Origin of the sequence: Bradyrhizobium sp. Y36 (assembly GCF_002531575.1) — a bacterium.
GTDB lineage: Bacteria > Pseudomonadota > Alphaproteobacteria > Rhizobiales > Xanthobacteraceae > Bradyrhizobium.
In genome coordinates, this window is record NZ_NWTI01000026.1 from 64,454 (window position 1) to 79,822 (window position 15,369).

At 65.6% G+C, this 15,369-nt stretch carries 14 protein-coding genes; 8 read left to right on the top strand and 6 right to left on the bottom strand.

Annotated elements, in window-relative coordinates; translation table 11 throughout:
* Window positions 1-20 precede the first annotated feature (20 nt).
* Window positions 21-1,031, bottom strand: coding sequence for a Bug family tripartite tricarboxylate transporter substrate binding protein (locus CO669_RS31075; protein WP_245444595.1), 1,011 nt, complete (start codon window positions 1,029-1,031; stop codon window positions 21-23).
* Window positions 1,032-1,161: 130 nt separating this feature from the next.
* Between CO669_RS31075 and CO669_RS31080 the strand changes: the two genes are divergently transcribed.
* The 5 genes from CO669_RS31080 (at window position 1,162) to CO669_RS31100 (ending at window position 5,266) form a co-directional block, all read left to right on the top strand.
* Window positions 1,162-1,860 (top strand): TetR/AcrR family transcriptional regulator, encoded by a 699-nt coding sequence (locus CO669_RS31080; RefSeq protein WP_097665807.1) that lies wholly within the window; start codon window positions 1,162-1,164, stop codon window positions 1,858-1,860.
* Complete coding sequence (locus tag CO669_RS31085; protein WP_198964352.1) at window positions 1,838-2,398, top strand: carboxymuconolactone decarboxylase family protein; 561 nt, start codon at window positions 1,838-1,840, stop codon at window positions 2,396-2,398. The genes CO669_RS31080 and CO669_RS31085 overlap by 23 nt, the downstream gene beginning before the upstream one ends.
* Window positions 2,370-3,245 carry an SDR family NAD(P)-dependent oxidoreductase gene (locus CO669_RS31090; protein WP_097665811.1) on the top strand — a complete coding sequence of 292 codons (876 nt, stop codon included), beginning with the start codon at window positions 2,370-2,372 and terminating at the stop codon, window positions 3,243-3,245. Before CO669_RS31085 ends, CO669_RS31090 begins: the two co-directional genes overlap by 29 nt.
* 136 nt (window positions 3,246-3,381) lie before the next feature.
* Window positions 3,382-3,966 carry a HutD/Ves family protein gene (locus CO669_RS31095; protein ID WP_097665813.1) on the top strand — a complete coding sequence of 195 codons (585 nt, stop codon included), beginning with the start codon at window positions 3,382-3,384 and terminating at the stop codon, window positions 3,964-3,966.
* A gap of 109 nt (window positions 3,967-4,075) precedes the next feature.
* Complete coding sequence (locus CO669_RS31100) at window positions 4,076-5,266, top strand: adenylate/guanylate cyclase domain-containing protein (RefSeq protein WP_097665815.1); 1,191 nt, start codon at window positions 4,076-4,078, stop codon at window positions 5,264-5,266.
* Window positions 5,267-5,316: 50 nt separating this feature from the next.
* On the opposite strand, the gene CO669_RS31105 is transcribed toward CO669_RS31100, so the two are convergent.
* Window positions 5,317-5,826 (bottom strand): hypothetical protein, encoded by a 510-nt coding sequence (locus CO669_RS31105; protein ID WP_097665817.1) that lies wholly within the window; start codon window positions 5,824-5,826, stop codon window positions 5,317-5,319.
* Window positions 5,827-6,080: 254 nt separating this feature from the next.
* On the opposite strand from CO669_RS31105, the gene CO669_RS31110 reads away from it, so the two are divergent.
* Together CO669_RS31110 and CO669_RS31115 are read left to right on the top strand one after the other, a co-directional pair.
* On the top strand, window positions 6,081-6,875 hold the full coding sequence (locus CO669_RS31110; protein WP_097665877.1) for an adenylate/guanylate cyclase domain-containing protein: 795 nt from the start codon (window positions 6,081-6,083) through the stop codon (window positions 6,873-6,875).
* A gap of 225 nt (window positions 6,876-7,100) precedes the next feature.
* Complete coding sequence (locus CO669_RS31115) at window positions 7,101-9,779, top strand: EAL domain-containing protein (RefSeq protein WP_097665819.1); 2,679 nt, start codon at window positions 7,101-7,103, stop codon at window positions 9,777-9,779.
* Window positions 9,780-9,803: 24 nt separating this feature from the next.
* Here the strand turns inward: CO669_RS31115 and CO669_RS31120 are convergent, their stop codons facing one another.
* On the bottom strand, window positions 9,804-10,079 hold the full coding sequence (locus CO669_RS31120) for a hypothetical protein (protein ID WP_097665821.1): 276 nt from the start codon (window positions 10,077-10,079) through the stop codon (window positions 9,804-9,806).
* Window positions 10,080-10,339: 260 nt separating this feature from the next.
* On the opposite strand from CO669_RS31120, the gene CO669_RS31125 reads away from it, so the two are divergent.
* Window positions 10,340-10,552, top strand: a complete 213-nt coding sequence (locus CO669_RS31125; RefSeq protein ID WP_097665823.1) for a hypothetical protein — start codon at window positions 10,340-10,342, stop codon at window positions 10,550-10,552.
* A 43-nt stretch (window positions 10,553-10,595) separates the two neighbouring features.
* Here CO669_RS31125 and CO669_RS31130 read toward each other — a convergent pair whose 3' ends face one another.
* The 3 genes from CO669_RS31130 to CO669_RS31140 are packed head-to-tail and all read right to left on the bottom strand — an operon-like array spanning window position 10,596 to window position 15,297.
* Window positions 10,596-12,092 carry a sugar ABC transporter ATP-binding protein gene (locus CO669_RS31130; RefSeq protein WP_097665825.1) on the bottom strand — a complete coding sequence of 499 codons (1,497 nt, stop codon included), beginning with the start codon at window positions 12,090-12,092 and terminating at the stop codon, window positions 10,596-10,598.
* Window positions 12,089-13,183, bottom strand: coding sequence for a hypothetical protein (locus CO669_RS31135; RefSeq protein ID WP_097665827.1), 1,095 nt, complete (start codon window positions 13,181-13,183; stop codon window positions 12,089-12,091). The genes CO669_RS31130 and CO669_RS31135 overlap by 4 nt, the downstream gene beginning before the upstream one ends.
* Window positions 13,180-15,297 carry an ABC transporter permease gene (locus CO669_RS31140; RefSeq protein ID WP_097665829.1) on the bottom strand — a complete coding sequence of 706 codons (2,118 nt, stop codon included), beginning with the start codon at window positions 15,295-15,297 and terminating at the stop codon, window positions 13,180-13,182. Before CO669_RS31140 ends, CO669_RS31135 begins: the two co-directional genes overlap by 4 nt.
* Between the last annotated feature and the right edge of the window lie 72 nt (window positions 15,298-15,369).

Consider the following 15,369-nt stretch of genomic DNA (forward strand, 5'->3'; position numbering starts at 1 on the left):
CGCTCCTGTTCTCAATCCAGTCACTTGACCTCGATGCCGGCGTCCTTGGCGACCTGCTTCCAGGCCGCGATGTCGCGCGCGTTGATGTCGCGCTGCTCCTCGCCGGGGACGAATTGCGGGGTGATGCCGAGCGCCAGCAGCTTCTCCTTCACCACGTCATCACCAAGCGCCTCCTTGAGGGCCGCGGACAGCTTCTTCGCGATGGGTTCGGCAAGGCCCGCGGGCGCATACATCGCCCAGGACAGGCTGCGGTCGAACGGCACGCCCTGTTCCTTGTACGTCGCCACGTCAGGCAGGCTTGGCGAACGCTCGCCGCAGGCGGCCAGCGCCTTGATCGAGCCGTCCTTCACCAGCGGCGTCGCGGTCGCCATGTCGAGGGTTGCAAGCGCGATGTGGCCGCCGAGCAGGTCGCCCGCGAGCTTGGCGATGCCGTTGAACGGCACGTGGTCCATCCTGATGCCGGTCTGTTGCATCAGGATCTCCGCGCAGAATTGCCCGGTCGAGCCGACGCCCCAGCTGCCGTACTGGACCGGCTCGCCCTTCTTGGCCAGCGCGACCAGGCCCTTGACGTCGTTGGCCGCAAAATCCTTGGTCGCCACCAGCATGATCGAGGACGTGCCGACGCGGCCGATGGTCGTGAAATCCCTGATCGGATCGTAGGGCAGCTTTGGATAGATGGCCGGCGCCAGCACATGGGTGGTCATGCCGCCGACGGTGATGGTGTAACCGTCGTTCGGCGACGTCGCGACCATCTGCGTGCCGAGCGTGCCGGCCGCGCCCGTGTGGTTCTCGATATAGATGCTCTGCCCCAGCGTCTTGCCCATCCTGTCCGCGAGCAACCGGCCGACCACGTCGCCGCCGCCGCCGGCCGCATAGGGCAGCAGCATCTTGATCTTGTGCGAGGGGTAGGCGGAAGGGTCTTCGGCGCGGGCCGGCAGGGCCGCGAACCCCAATGCGAGAAGCGAAAGCGCGACGGTGCGCGGCATCACGATGGCTTGCCGCGTAGGCAAAAGGCGAGCGAAGTGCGCCATGGCGTTGTCCCCCAGATTGCTCTCCGCTTCCCGATCGAGCGGAGTTGAATGCGACCCGCACGTGCAGAGTTGCTGCAGGGCCGAGGCCGATCGCTTGACTAGCGAACGATCGTTCGTTAGTCAATCAGGCATGGCCGTCCACACCTCCAGCGCGGCGCAAGCGGCTGCGTCCACGACGCGCGAGCGCATCCTCACCGAAGCGCTCGATCTGTTTGCGCAGAGCGGCTATGGCGGCGCTTCGATGCGCGAGCTCGCGCGCCGCGTCGGCATCCGCGAGAGCAGCCTCTACAATCATTTCCCCGGCAAGGCCGCGATCCTGGAAGCGATCGTCAGCGAGCATGGCCCCGCGAGTTCTGCGAGCCGCCTCGAAGAGCCCCGCTACAAGCAGCTCGCGCGCCAGCCCGCCGCGTTCTGCCGGCAGTTCGCGCTCGACCTCGTCGAGCAATGGTCCGATCCGCGCGAGCATCAGTTCCAGAAGGTCATCACCGCCGAGCGTAACCGCGTGCCCGGCATCCGCGCCAAGTTCGCCGATCATTTCTACGCGCGCGAGCAGAGCATGATGACGGACTATTTTCGCGGTTTTGCGCTGGCGGGCCTGATCTCGACGCCGGATCCGCGCGAGACCGCGCGGCTGTTCGCGGCCGGCCTGATCTACATCCGCCTCGAGCATTACGTGATGGGCGCGGCGCCCTCGCCGCGGCCGAAGGTGATCGAGGCGATCGACCGTTATCTCGCCTTCTTCCTGTCGCTGATCGCGGCGGGACATGACGACGGCAACAAGAAACGAAAAGCAAAGGGAGAAACGCGTGGCAAGGCTGCCTCTGATTGATCCGGAGACGACGAGCGGCGACATCCGCGCCTCGTTCGACCGCATGCCGGTCAAGCTCAACATCTTTCGCATGATGGCCCATGCCGAGGCCAACATGATCCCGGCGATGCGGCTCGGCAATTCGATCCTGCACAAGCAGAAGCTCTCGGCCGTCAACCGCGAGCTCTTGATCCTGCAGGCCGCCCAGATCGAAGGCGGCGCCTATGAATGGCGCCAGCACGTGCCGATCGCGCTCGGCGTCGGCTGCACGCAAGCCCAGATCGATGCGGTCGAGCGCGGCGACTACGATGCCGCCGGCTTGAGCGAGGCCGAGCGCGTGCTGCTCAAGTTTGGCCGCGAGGTCGTCGAGAACGTCCGCGTTCCCGAGGAGATCTTTGCCGCCGCGCGAAAACATTTCAGCGACCAGGAGATCGTCGAATCCATCGTCGCGCTTGGCTTCTACATGATGATGGCGCGGCTGACGGAAGCGACCGAGACCGATCTCGATCCCGCCGCCGGCATGAAGGTCTATGACGGCGGCAGGAAGTCGGGCGGCTGAGATGGCGGAGACCGAAAGCGAACCGGAGCGCTATGTCCGTCCGCCGAGCGCGGAATCCTTGGGCGAAGCACCGGGCAGGGCGCGATTGAAGGGGCGCCGCATCCTCATCGTCGGCGGCGGCCAGCGCGTGTTCGACGCCGCCACCGATCCCATCGGCAACGGCCGCGCCATGAGCATTTTGTGCGCGCGCGAGGGTGCGAAGGTCGCCGTGGCCGATCTCAACCACGCCTCCGCGGAGCAGACCGTCAAGCGCATCACCGAGGAAGGCGGCGAGGCCTTCGCCGTTGCCGCCGACGTCACATCCGAAGCCGATGTTGTCCGCATGATCGATGAAGCGCATCGCGCCTTGGGCGGCCTCGACGGCATGGTGCTGAACATCGGCACGTTCGGCAAGACCGGGCTCGACAATGTCAGCCCCGAGGAATGGAACAGGATCTACGACGTCAACGTCCGCGGTCCCATGCTGTGCTGCCGCGCCGCGCTGCCGAAATTCGGCAACGGCGGCGCGATCGTCTTCATCTCCTCGATCGCGGCGCTGAAGGCGGGATCGCAGATGGCGGTGTATGATTCATCGAAAGCCGCGCTTGGCGGGCTGATGCGCAACATCGCCCATCTCGGATCGCGCCGCGGCATCCGCGCCAATCTCGTCTATCCCGGCCTCGTCGATACCCCCAACGGCCGCGAAGCCGGCGCCGGCCGCCCCAACCGCGGCAAGGGCCACGTCCCGTTCGGCCGTCAGGCCACGGCCTGGGAGATCGCTTACGCCGTGCTGTTCTTTCTCTCCGACGAGAGCGTTTACGTCACCGCGCAGACGCTGGCGGTGGATAGCGGCCTGAGCGGGATGTGAGAGCCCTGGCGGCGTCAACGTGGCGGCATTGACGTCGAAATAGCCGTCCTGACGTCCGGCTGGCAAAGTCGCCCCTTCACACGGATGATGTGCTGATGATATCCGATCGCCTGCGTATTCCGGACGGCCTCGAGACATGAAGACCACCCTTCTCAAATCCGAAGACTACACCCGTTCGCCCTGGAAGAACGGGGGCGGCATCTTCACCGACATCGCGGATGCCCATCGCACGGACGCGACCGCGAAGAACTGGGACACTCTGCTGTGGCGCTTTGCGTCCACGCCGATCGTGGCGCCCGGACCATTCTCTCATATGCCGGGGATCGACCGCCTGCAGATGGTCGTCAGCGGGCGCGGCCTGGTGCTGAGGGCGCCGGGGCAGGACTTCGACGAGCGCCAGCCGTTCACCACGGTGCGGTTCACCGGCGAGATCGAGATCGTGACCGAGCTCGAGGCGGGTCCCGTCGAGGTCGTCAACCTGATGGCGCGGCGCGGGGCCGCGGAGATCGATCTCCTCGCGCTCAGGGAGCCCGGCGAGCGGCGGCTCGCCGCCGGCACGCATCTGGTTTACGCGCCGTGCGGCGATTGCCGCGTCCGGCTCGACGATGCGGATTTCACCATCCCCGGCAACGGCACCCTCAGGGTCGAATTGACCGAGCCGTCGCGGCTCGCGCTCGTGTCCGGCCTGGTGGTGCTGGGATCGATCCGGCTTCTCGGTTAGCCCGCATCGACAGCCCGATGCGTACAATCCATGCAATTGGCTAGGTTGACGCGGCGGAGCCCCGGCACGATATCTGCCCTGATGCAGGCCACAGCTCGAGGGGCAGGACATGAACGCGCCGGACAACAATGCCCCTACGCTGGCCGACGGCGTCGTCGACTGGCTGACCAACGGCACGCGCGACGAACGCTTCATCGACAACATTTTCGCGCAGATGTGCATCCGCCTGCAGCAGGCGGGCATTCCGCTCAAGCGGGCGACGCTTCACGTCCAGATCAATCATCCGCAATGGCTGGGGGCCCGGATGATCTGGTCCGAGGGCATGACGGGCGCGGAGATCGCGCGGGTGGATTACGACGTCCGCGAGCGGCCCGAATACATCGGCAGCCCCGCCAGTGAGATCATTGAGGGCGCTGCCGAGCTCCGCGAGAATCTGGAACAAGATCCCTCGCTCGGCCGCAAGCACGCGATCTACGGCGAGATGCGGGCCGGCGGGCTGACCGACTACGTCGCCTGGCCGCTGTACCACACGCTCGGCAAACAGCACGTCGTCACCTTTGCCACCGACCGGCCCGGCGGTTTTGACGACTCGCATATCACCGCCCTCAAGAAGCTCCTGCCGGTGCTGGCGCTGGTCAGCGAGATCCGCATCAAGAACCGCCTGGCGCGAACCCTGCTGGAGACCTATGTCGGCTCCCACGCCGGCGAGCTCATTTTGGCCGGCGCCACCAGGCGCGGCACCGGCACGACGGTGCGCGCAGCGATCATGATCTGCGACCTCCGGGATTTCACCAAGATCTCCGACAACTGGCCGCGCGACGACGTCATCGACCTGCTCAACGATTATTTCGACGCGATGTCGGAGCCGATCGCGCGGCACGGCGGCGAGATCCTGAAGTTCATCGGCGACGGCCTGCTCGCGATCTTTCCGCTGCGAGCGCCCAACGCCTGCGCAAACCTGCTCCTTGCCGTATCGGAGGCCCGTCGGGCCATGGCGGCCTTGAACGAGCGGAACAGCGGCACGGGCCGCGCGCCGCTGAACTACGGCATCGGTGTCCATGTCGGCGACGTCATGTACGGCAATATCGGATCGTCCAGCCGGCTCGACTTCACCGTCATCGGCCCCGCCGTCAACATGGCCTCCCGCCTCGAAACCCTCACCAAGAAATTGGGACGGACGGTGCTGCTGTCGCGCGACTTTGCCGAACTGGTGGAGGGGACGCGCGAGCTGGAGCGCGTCGGCAAGCACGAGGTGCGCGGCTTCAGTGATCCGATCGAGTTGTTTGCGTATCACGGGTGAGTTCTCGCGACCTGCAGCCTGTCCCGTCGCGAGAGGCGAATATTCCAAAGCTACTGTTTTGAACCGGTCCAGGTTCCGACGCATCCGTCGGATCGCTTGAATGTCCCGGAGCCGCTGCGGCCCGAAAACCGGCCGGACATCGTCCAGGTCAGGCCTCCGGCGGCTCCCGTTCCGGATGTGGCGCCGCTCGGGCTGACTTGACCGGTGCCGTATTGCCCCACCAGCCTGCCGCTGGTGATGACCACCGTGTCGGTGGAGCCGGCGCAGGTTGCACCGACGCTGGTCAGGACCCATGCTCCATCAAAATTGCCGCCTCCGCCGCCGCTGCTCCTTTGCGGGGCGCGGCCCGACTCGCCGGCCGCGGGTGTGCTGCGTCGTGCGGGCTTTGAGGGCTCCGCCGCACGAGGCGTCTCGCGCGATCCGGATAGTGACTTTTCGTCATTGCCGATGCTGCCGCCGGCGCTGCCCGATTGCGCATGCGCGATGTCCGGCATGACGGCAATCGCCAGCGCTGCCGACAACAGGGTGGCTTCAAGAGAACATCGGACCTGGTTCTTCATCTTGCGTTGGTTTCAAATGGATTGGTTTCGAATATTCGGAATTTCAAATGAGCACGCCCAGACACCGTTGGTCCCATCGGGATGGGCGCCGCGCCAACGGCAAAGCAAAGATTTGCCGTTCGCGCCGCGGACGTCAAGCGCGGCGTATGCTGCTCCCGGGACTGCCTCGCGGCGGATCGTATTGCCAACACGCGCATGTGCCACTACGCTTTGCCACAAATAGCTCAAACGGTCCTGTGATCGGCCGCGCGTTCATGCCCAAATTCCTGCGCATCGGAGTCCATCAGTCGAACGTATCGGGATACACGTCGAAGGCCTGGTGTGTCCGGCGGGTTGGTTCGGCGGTTTTCCTGAAGTGGGGCGCCGTGGAGGTTCAGGGCGCCGGTGATGGGCGAAAGGTCTACTGGACGCGTCTGCCGCAGGAGAAGACGGTTCGGTGCGGTACGGCGCAGCGTGCCCAGGATTATGCCAAAGCCGCGATCGCCCGGCGTCGTAGCCATCGCTATGAACCGCTCTCCGGACCGATCGCGCCCCGGCGCCGGATAGCCGAGGCGGGCGCCGAGTCCAAACAAGTGCTGGCCACGATCCTGATCGTCGACATCGTCGGCTCCACCGCGAAAGCCGCGAAGCTCGGCGATGCGCGCTGGACCAAGATCATGGGGCACTATTACGCTGCCGTCCGCAAGGAGCTGAAGAGCTCGCGCGGCAAGGAGGTCGTGACGACCGGCGACGGCGTGCTGGCGACCTTCAAGGTGCCGGTGGCCGGAATCACATGCGCGACCGCGATCCAGAAGGCGGTGCGCACATTGGGGCTCGACATCAGGATCGGGCTGCATGCCGGCGAATACAAGGTGAGCGGAGGCGAGATGGTCGGCCTTGCCTTTCACATCGGCACGCGCGTCGCCGCCAAAGCACGGGCCGGCGAAGTCCTGGTCTCGAGCGCTGTCCGGGACCTGATGGCGAAGTCCGAGATCCGCTTCAGGGATCACGGCATGCATCAGCTCAAGGGCGTGCCGGCGCGATGGAGGTTGTACCGGGTGGAGAACTGAGCGGGATCGCGAAGAAGCGTTCTCCTGGGCACGGGCCCCGCTTGCCGGGACCACAGGCCGCTTTAACCGCCTGGAACCGGCGAGTTCCTCCAGCGCGCCCGGAACTCATTGACGGGATTGGCTTCTTTGAGGCCGCAACGATCCCGTTAAGGTCGAAGATACCAAGCGCTTTTACGGGTCCTTCGCGTCTCTGTCCTAGCCTTCCGTGTGACTGGGACAATCTCGATGGGCTTCTTCGCGCGGGTTCGTGACGCATTCGTGGTCGGCGATACGACCGATCCGCTCGGGCGCTCGCTGCTCGTCGAGCAATTCCGGGTGCTGCGCGAGCAGGTGCCGGTTCTCTACGCCGTTCTTCTGGTCGACAGCATCAGCGTGGGCCTGGTGCTCCCTGACACGGTGTCGCCGTGGCTGAGATTTGCCCTGCCGGCCACTCTCCTCGCCATTTGCATGTTTCGGCTGGCACAGTGGCTCCGGCTGAAGAAGGCCGACTTCACCGCAGAGGAGGCCTACCGAGCGCTTGCCGGGGCTCGTCTCGCCACGGTGGTGATCTGCTCCAGCTTCGTGATCTGGATTCTGGCGTTGTTCATGGCCGTCGATCCCGGCCTGCGCGCTCCGATCGCCCTGCTTCTCTTCATGGGATGCGTCGGGACCGCTTATTGTCTTGGCAGCTTCCCGCCGGCGTCCCGGCTGACGATGTTGATTGCCGGCGCCCCGATCGCGACGCTGCTGCTGCTCTCCGGCGACGGGATGATGATCTCGGTCGGGATCAATCTGCTGGCGCTGCTGGCCTTACTCGCCCGGATGATCAACACCAATTTCCGTTCTTTCGTGAAGCTGGTCGAGACCCACGCACGACTGTCCGAGGAGGGCGATCGCGCGCGAGCCGCGGAGCAGACCGCGACCGCGTTCGCCGAGCGCTTCGACAGGGCGCTCAACAACATGTCCCAGGGACTCTGCTTCTTCGATGCCGACCAGCGCCTGATCGTCTGCAACAGGCAGTATCTCGAGATCTACGATCTGGACCCGAAACTGGTCCGGCCCGGCATGGAGCTGAACGACATTGTCGAGCTCCGCTATTCGGCCGGCAGCGCTCCAAAGATGTCCAAGCAGGATTACCTGGTCTGGCGCAACAGCGCTGCGGTGAACGGCGACAACTCGGATACGACCGTGGAATTGACCAACGGGCGGATCGTGCGGATCCGGCATCGCCCGATGGAGGGGAAGGGCTGGGTCGCGACCCACGAGGACATCACGGAACGGCATCGCACCGAGACGGCGCTTGCGGAAGCCGAAGCTTCTTTCCGCCTGCTCTTCGAAGAGAACCCGCTTCCGATGTGGGTGGTCGATGCGAAGACGCGTCAGCTCATCGCCGTGAACGGTGCGATGTGCCGGCACTATGGCTATTCGCGCCAGGATCTTCTCGCCATGTCCGAGCATCAGCTCGCCTATGGCGAACCGCAAGCGGAGGCCGAACGCGACTGCGAATTGCACAGGACCGCCGACGGTGAGGCGATCGAGGTCGTGATCGAATCCCGGCCGCTCCTCCATGAGGTGCAGTCCGCTTATGTCTGCGTCGCCTTCGATGTGACGGAACGGAATCGGGCGCAGCAGAAGGTCAGCTATCTCGCGTGTCACGACGCGCTCACGGAGTTGCCCAACAGGGCCGCCCTGGACGAGTACCTCGGCGCCGCGATCGAGCGAGCGGAGATCACCGATAGCGCCTTTGCCGTGCTCTGCATCGATCTCGACCATTTCAAGGAGATCAACGACCGCTTCGGTCATGCCGTCGGCGACGCGGTGCTGCGCGAGGCCTCGCGCCGGCTGCAGCAAGCCGCGCAAGGATCCTACGTGGCCCGCGTCGGCGGCGATGAATTCATCGGCATCACCGATCAGTCGCCGCTCCCGGCAACCGCAGAGCTGCTCGCCACGAGGATACGGACTCTCTTCGAGCAGCCCATCGAGGTCGATGGCCACGTGCTCAAGATCGATCTCTGCGTCGGCGTCGCGCTCTATCCGCGAGACGCCGACAATGCCGTGTCCCTGCTGGCGAATGCGGACGCCGCGCTGTATCGTGCCAAGCACGAGGGCAGGGGAGCCGTCCGCCTGTTCACCAGCGCGATGGACCAGCAGCTGCGGGACCGCCGCGCGCTGGAGCACGATTTGCGGACGGCCGTCGAGCGGGGCGAGCTTTATCTGGAGTATCAGCCGCAGCAGCATCGCGACGGCACGCTGATGGCCTACGAGGCGCTCGTGCGCTGGCGGCATCCGGTGCGCGGCATCATCCCTCCGGGCGAGTTCATTCCGATCGCGGAGCAGAGCGGCTCCATCGCGCAGATCGACGATTGGGTGCTGATGGAGGCGTGCAGGGAAGCGGCATCTTGGGATCAGCCGCTGCGGGTGGCCGTCAACGTCTCGGCGGCGCAGTTCCGCCGGGAAAATCTCGACCGGCAGGTCCGTCGGGCGCTGCGCGACAGCGGGCTTGCGGCCGCACGTCTCGAGCTCGAGATCACCGAGGGTGTCCTGATCGAGGATATGCCGCGCGCCAAGAGAACGATGCAGTCGCTCAAGGCGCTCGGCATCCTGATCGCACTCGACGATTTCGGAACGGGATACTCGTCGCTGTCATATCTCGAGGCGTTTCCACTGGACCGGATTAAGATCGATCAATCCTTCGTCGCCTCGCTCGGCCAGAGCGAGCGATCGCTCGCCATCGTGCGGGCCGTGATCGGCCTAGCTCATGGTCTCGGAGTGCCGGTCCTGGCGGAAGGTATCGAGACCGATGCCCAGATGTCGCTGCTGGTGCAGGAGGGCTGCGACGAGATGCAGGGATATCTGGTCGGGCGGCCGCGGAGCCTCGTGCCCTCCAGCTCAAGCAAGAGCACGTCCAGGCGTGCGGCGTCCTGAGCGGCGAAGGCGGGCGCCCAGCGCCTAGCCGGCCGCACCGGTCCGGTCGCATTTGGGGCATCGGCCGTCCGCGGCGATTGCGAGTTGGCGACCGATCTCCTGCCTGACCGCATCGGGCTGGTGGGCCGTTCCATCGCTCTTCAGGATGCGCTTGGCGCGTTCGTAGGCATGGCTTTCGGCGGCATCGTCGCCCACGCGGATCATCACCTCGTCGTGGAAAGGGCAGACGGTGGTCGCACGGGTCGTCTCGAGCGCGTAGCGCACGGCTGCAGAGAGATCGTCGAAATTGGCGGACATCATGGCTGCTCTCCCGATCGGGGCGGTCCAGATGGTGGCCTGTTGCCAGCGACGCGCGGTCGCCGAGCCCTGTGTTCCGAAGCGGCGCCCGGAGTGCCTAGGAGTCCGGGCTCCGCTTCGTCCGGTATCGGACAGCGCGCCCGATCCCGAGGAGAGCATAGGCGCGAGAAGGCGGTTCGCCTTGACCCATCGCAAACCTAGGAAAGGTCCGTAAGGGATCGTCCGCAATTTCGACGGCAGCGGTTCGGGAGCATGAAGGGAACATGCCGCGCCAGATTCTCTTCAGGTGCCCGCGCACCGGCACGAACGTCCAGCATCGGATCGATGACGAGCGGCCCGAGAGTTCCGAGCCGGCGGACAGCTATGTGCCCGTGAGGTGTCCGGCTTGCATGTCGCTGCACTTCGTCAACATCATCACCGGCAAGCTGCTGAGCGAGCGAGATGGGCGGCCCGCCTCCAGGCCGCGTTCCGCATGATCTGTCCGACTCGATCGTGCTGCGAAGTCTCGGCGGGGAGCCGTCAGTGGATCGCCGCGTACATGATGGCTTCCTCCGTCGCCTCCAGCGCGGAGAACTCCTCGACCACCTTGCCTTGCCTGCAGACCAGGATGCGGTCCGACAGTGCCATGATCTCGGGCAGGTAGGAAGAGATCACGACCACGGCCTTGCCTTTGTCGGCCAGCGAATTGATCAACTCGTGAATCTCGACGATGGCGCCGACATCGACGCCCCGCGTCGGCTCGTCGAAGATGATCAACTCCGGATCCTGGATCAGCGATTTGGCGATCACGACCTTCTGCTGGTTGCCGCCGGACAATTCGACGACCTTGGCCTCGTCGCCGATGGCGCGCACCTTGAGGCGCTCGATCCAGGACTTTCCGGTCGACGTGCTTTCACGCCGCGACAGCCAGGCACGTCCCTTCGGAAACTTGGCGAGCAGGCCGAGGTAGATGTTGCGCGCTATGGACGCCGTCTCGAAAAATCCTTCGACCTTGCGGTCCTCGGTCACGTAGGCGATGCCGGCCTGCACGGCCGGCGCGGGGACGCGGTAGCGGACCGGCTTGTCGTCGAGGATCACCTCGCCGCCATGGAAGAAGTCGCGCTTCATGACGCCGGCGACGATCTTGAACGTCTCGGTGCGCCCGGCGCCGACCAGGCCGAACACGCCGGTGATCTGGCCCGCGAACACCGACAGCGAGTTGTTCTTCACCATCGGCGCCATCTTCAGGTTCTGCACCGTCAGCACCCGCCTGCCCGAGGGACGGACCGTCGCCTTGCGCGCGCCATAGAGCGTGTTGGAGAGATCGCGTCCCACCATCGCCTGGACGATGCGCGCGCGGTCGAAGCGGGCGGCGTCGTCGGTCACGACGTGCTTGCCGTCGCGCAGCACCGTGATGCGGTCGGCGAGCAACAGCGCCTCTTCGAGGGCATGGGAGATGAAGATGATGGAGACGCCGCGCTTCTTCAGGTCCTTGACCAGGTCGAAGAAGTATTTCTTCTCTTCCGGCGTCAGCGTCGCGGTCGGCTCGTCGAAGATGATCACCTTCGCCTTGTGCAGCACGGCGCGGGCGATCTCGACCATCTGCTTCTTGGCCGCCCCCAGGCCGCCGACCGTCGCCGTCGGCGTCACGTCGAAATTGAGCGATTGCAGGAATTGCTGGGCCGCGATGTAGATGCCGCGCAGGCGGTTGTAGAATTTCTCCTGTCCGAGAAACAGGTTCTGCGCCACCGTCATGGTCGGCACCAGGCTGTTCTCCTGGAACACCATGGCGATGCCGAGGTTGCGCGACTCCAGCGGGGTCTTCGGGGTGACCTCGACGCCGTCGACCATCATGCCGCCCGACGTCAGCGTCACGACGCCGGCCATGACCTTGGTCAGGGTGGATTTTCCCGCGCCGTTCTCGCCCACGAGGGCGTGGATCTCGCCGCGCCTGAGATCGAAATCGACGCCGTCGATGGCGGGCACGCCGGCGTAAAGCTTGGTCGCCTTCGACAGCGACAGGACGAGGTCGTTCATGCGCGGGCCTCCTCGCCGAGGGAGGCTAGCGGCAGCTTGATGACGCGGCCGGGTCCCTTTGCGATCATGACGAGGTCGCCTCCGAATTCGACGGCGGCGACGATGCCGTGGTTGACGCCGTCGGCCCGGCTATGGAGCGAGTAGCGCGGCAGGCCGTCGGGCCCAAGCCGGATGACGAGACCATACGACCGCGGCGGCGCCCACGGCTTCATCACGCCCATGGTCTTGATGTGCGCGCCCTGCAGCGGCTCCTTGAAGGAATGGCCGGACCGCAGCCGCGGTGCGACCCAGAACTCCGGGTCGATCTCCGCGATCATGCGGCGGCGATAGGCCGGCTCGCGCAGCACGAACTCGACGAGCTGGGTGCGTGCCGTGAAGGCGGTGAGCCAGAAGCCGCCGCCGCGCGCCGGCGACAGCCGGGACGGGTAGACCGGCAGGTGCCGCAACACATCCTTGCGAACTCCGTCCGGTGCGATCGAGACCAGGCGATGCCGCCAGCTTTCGCTGACGAGCACGCCGCCGTTGCCCGCGATCGCGCCGAAAGCGTAGCCCAGGCCACCGGCAAGCTGTGTCACCGCACGGGTCTTCGGATCGAGCCGCAGCACCCGGCCGGTCTTGCCGAGCTCCATCAGATCGCGCGCCCAGTCGCCGACGCCGCGCAACGACGATCCGTCGGTTGCGATCAGCGTGCCGTCAGGCCCGGGAGCGAGCGCGTTGACGGCGTGCAGGCCTTGCGAAAACGTGGCCGCCGGCGTTTCAGCCGTAGCGCTGTCGTAGAGCCGGACTTCCGTGCCGCCAAGCGCGACGGCCAGACCTCCACCCGGCAAGGACGCCAGCGCGGAGATCGGCCGCTCGAACGTGCGCACCGTCGTTGCCGAATGTCCGCTCAGCCGCGCCAGCCGCTTGCCATCGGCAAGCAGCAGTGAGGTGCCGTCCGTGGCGAGGTCCTCCGGGGCTTCGCACGCGAGCAGGATATCCGCCTGCTCGAGTGCCTGATTGGGCTTCAACGCCCCGTCGAACGACGGGACGGTGATGGCCGCCTCGCCACGGCCGAGGAAGTGGTTGGCGAATTCGCTGATGGCGGCGATCACGACGACTTCCCCCAGCGCTTGTCGTATTGCACGAAGTTGGGATCGGCATTGTCGAGCTTGAAGCGGCCGATCCGGTTGTTGGCGATGCCGCCGAGATAGAGATAGCCGCGATGCTCACGCATCGAGGTGATCATGGGATGATTGAGGCCCTTGAGGTCCCAGAACGATTCCAGGATCTTGCCCTGCTCGTTGAACTTGACGACGCAGCCGGTGTTGATGTTCGGAAACAGCCATTCGTCGACCGGCACGCGCTTGGCCATGCGCCGGCGGAAGCCCGGCATCTTCCATGCGAGATCGAGCGAGGGGCTGCGCATGCCGACCAGCGCCAGCCAGTAATTGCCGTCCGAGGCGAGGTTGATGTTGTCGGGGTAGCCCGGCAGGTTGTCCATGACGATCTCGACGTCGCCCTTCCTCGGGCCTGCGAACCAGTAGCGCTTGATCGAGCAGCCGAAGGTCTCCGCGAACAGGATCGATTGCCCGTCACTGGCCACCGCGACGCCATTCGGGAATTTGAGGCCGCGCAGCGCGGTGTGGGTCGTGCCCGTCTTGGTGTCGTAGCAGATGATGCGGCCGTTGCCGCGCGCCTCGAGCCCGTCGACCGGCCATTCGTCCATTTCGTAGCGAACGGTGGCCTCGGAGAAGAAGATCAACCCGTCGTCGGTGATGTCCAGGTCGTCGGCAAGCCGCAGACGGCTGTCGTCGTTCACGGAGTAGAGGCTGCGGTTGGTCTCGTCGGTGGCCTTCTCCACGGTGCCGTCGGGCCTGATGCGATACAGGCCCATGCCGCCGATGCAGACATAGAGGTTGTCTTGCTTGTCGAACGCCATGCCGAGCGGCTGGCCGCCGATATGCGCAAACACCTCCATCCGCTCGTAGTCCGGCGGGAAGAAGCGGATGATGTCGCCGTGGCGCGATCCCGCGTAGAGCACGTCGTTGCGATCGAGGATGACGTCCTCGGGCGCCTCGATCCGGCCGAGCCCGATCAGCGAGACCTCGCGCAGCCTGTCGTTCTGCTCGAACGGCCCGCCCTCGCCGATCTCGGTCGGCGGCGGTGGCGGCAGCGCATGGTAGGTCGGGGCGACATAGACCTTGCTGATGATGCGGGTGCGGTTCTTCTGCCAGCGGATGTCGACCATCGCGGCCACCAGCAGGATCGACGCCAGCGCCATGCGGTTGACGCCGCCGCGCGCGTTCATGGCGGTCAGGCCGTTGGTGACGAGGAGGACGATGAGCACGCCGACCATGGACTTGACGACCGAGCCCTTGCCGCCGCCGAGCGTGATGCCGCCGAGCACCGTTGCCGTCAGCACGATCACCTCCAGGCCGACGCCGATATCGCCGCCGACCGTGCCGAGCCGGGCTGCGAAGAACAGCGCGCCGATGCTGGTCAGGACGCCGCTTGCGACGTAGCAGAGCGCGATGGTGCGGCGGACGGGGATGCCGGAATTGTAGGCCGAGCGCCGCGATCCGCCGATCGCGGTGATGTGCCAGCCGGGCCGCAATCGCGTCAGGAAGATATGGCCGAAGATCGCGATCACGATGTAGACCAGCGCGACGCTGGGGATGCCGAGCACGGTTCCGCCGCCGATGAAATCCCATGACGGGATATCGGGAAAGGCCGACGCGATGGCGTTGGAATAGCGCTGGATCAGGAGATCGTAGGCCGAGCGGTAGATGATCAGCGTGATCAGCGTGGTGATGAAGGCGCGCAGCCTGAGATAGCCGATCAGCACGCCGTTTACGGCGCCGAGCAGCCCGCCGACGATCATGGTGACGACCACCACGGCGGGGACCGGCCAGTTGAGCACGTCGAGCAGATAGAGCGCGCAGAAATCCGTCAGCGCGAAGATCGATCCGACCGACAGGTCGATGCCGCCGACGATGACGACCAGCGCCATGCCGAGGCCGATGAAGCCGATCTCGCCGGCCTGCCGCGCGGTGTCGGCGAGGCTCGCGGGGGAGAGGAAGTGCTCGAGCGAGCGGCTGAGCGCGAAGCCGACGATCAGGAGCAGGATCACCGGAATGGCGGTTTCGGTCCATCGTTTGGACAGGATCTCGCCGAGGAGATGGTCCGGCCAGTAGCGATATCGGAGCCTCGTCAGTGTCTCGCGCATCTGCCTTCCGCTGATTTATGTGCAAGGTTGCGCGTTCCGCATCCGAAGGGGCGGAACGCGCAGCTTTCTTAT